The following is a 1,811-nucleotide window of genomic DNA, read 5'->3' as shown; positions in this document are numbered from 1 at the left end:
GTGACGCCGACCGACGCCACGCCTGTGGCCGCTTCCTGAGAGAGATCGGGGTGCCCCAGGTTTGCCGTGTCGCGGCCGCCACGATCCTTGAAACAGCCGCGAGAGCTGTGACTGGCCACGACATCGCCGCTCACGGTCTGGGGCGAGGCATCACCTCACCACGTCTCGACTGAGTTGACCTACCTAGCGTCTGGGAGGTTCAGCTACGACGAGGACCTGTCTTGGTCGCGCATAGAGTGCCGCGACCGCCTCACGGATCACTTCCAAGTTCGCTTCGGGCTACCGAGGGCGAAGTCGAGGGCGAACGGGACGGAAGCGCCACCCCCTGGCGATAGCGCGAGCACACGTTCAGTTCCGGTTGAGCCCATGCCTGACCGTGTCCAGAGCAACTTTGAAGTGGCTTTCCGCCTGGTTTATTGCGGAAGTCGGTGTCGCAGGATCGAATACTCGCAGCAGGGAATAGCGGAGGCTGTTCGGGTGGATGGTCTTCAGCTCGACATTGCCGCCGTGGCCGTTGACGGCGTACGTGTTCCAGCGCTGACGGATGTTCTCTAAGCCGTCGGCCTTACCGACGTACTGGCGCCCGTCGCGAGTGTCGGTAATCAAGTAGACGCCGACCACCGAGGAGAGCGCGGTTCGCCACGAGGCATAGCGATGCTCGCGCATCACAGCCTGGAGACGCGTGTAGTCCAGCACTAGCCGGTCGAAGCCGGGGAACGGCACCGGCTCGGCATCCGCGATTTCCATCACCGGATAATCGGCGGCAGTCGGGCCATTGAGACGCCAAGTTCGAGGCGACTTCCACCCGATCACGAGCCGGTTCCGAAGGTCGGCAAGGCGCTCCGAGTCGGCGTGGTCGAAGGTGCGGACCGTGCCGTCGTTCGCGACCTCGCCACGGTTCTCCACTACCGACCAGAGACGGGCGCGGTCGCCGCCCTCACGGACGAAGACAACCCAGATTGGCGGCGGGACGACAGGGAAAATCCGCTGCTTCGCGGACTGCTCGCTGGTATAGCGCAAGATCTCCTGACCGGTGGAGTCGGCATGGATACCCTGTAGTCCGGTGTCCTCGTGTTCGCGCACATAGGCGTGACGAATCACCTGAGTGTCGTTGGGGTCGATGCCCGCGCTGAGCAGGATCGGGCCGAGCGTAAGTGTCATGTGGAGGCCGGTTCCTTCGTCATGCTCGGTAGTGGGGTGGTCAAGGCCCATCCTTGCAGGCGGCGTGCTGTCAGCCAGCTCGTTCCGCCAAGGCGAGACCTATTGCCCCCGTCGTCTGGCGATCGTGCCAGGGGCGGGTCTGCTGCACGGTTAGGTGACAGTTTGACCTGCCTCATGGTTTGGTTACCCGAAACAGTGTGAAGATTCTGATCTGGCTTGCCTGTAAAGGCGGCCTGGAAGGATGTTGCTGTGCCTAAGCCCTACCCAACGAGTTCTGTGACGACATTGTGCGCGTCGCGAGGAACCGCGACTTCGTGCGGCTCTTCACGATGGAGCCCTGCGCGAAGCGAATATACGAGGCTGTTCGGCACGAGTGATGACCGTGAGCCCCGACTGTCGGTGGCCCCTGGGAAAATGAGCCGATGCCGACCGGGCGCGTCACAGTCTGGAGGCTCACGATGACAAACGACAACGACAACGCTTTGTTTCAGGTGATCGACAATTCAGTGGGGACACCGGTGATCTTGCACGCACCGCACGGCGGACGCGCCATTCCCGCTGAGTATCTGAGCTCCTTCATCATCTCCTCCACCGAAATCGAGGTGGAGAAGGACGTGATGACCGACCATTTCACCGACACGCTCGTTGGT

General features: G+C 62.2%; 2 protein-coding genes. One reads left to right on the top strand and one right to left on the bottom strand.

Annotation, left to right across the window (positions count from 1 at the left end; translation table 11 throughout):
* Positions 1–348: 348 nt before the first annotated feature.
* Positions 349–1,161 carry a GIY-YIG nuclease family protein gene (locus tag H7290_RS14960; RefSeq protein ID WP_290514817.1) on the bottom strand — a complete coding sequence of 271 codons (813 nt, stop codon included), beginning with the start codon at positions 1,159–1,161 and terminating at the stop codon, positions 349–351.
* Between the two features lie 458 nt (positions 1,162–1,619).
* Here H7290_RS14960 and H7290_RS14955 point away from each other — a divergent pair.
* The coding region (locus H7290_RS14955; RefSeq protein WP_290514816.1) for a hypothetical protein at positions 1,620–1,811 on the top strand (192 nt) is incomplete at its 3' end.

The sequence above is a fragment of the Aeromicrobium sp. genome (assembly GCF_014378035.1).
Classification (GTDB): Bacteria; Actinomycetota; Actinomycetes; order Propionibacteriales; family Nocardioidaceae; genus Aeromicrobium.
Note: the sequence above shows the minus strand (reverse complement) of the source record. Positions and strands in the feature narration are given on the sequence as shown.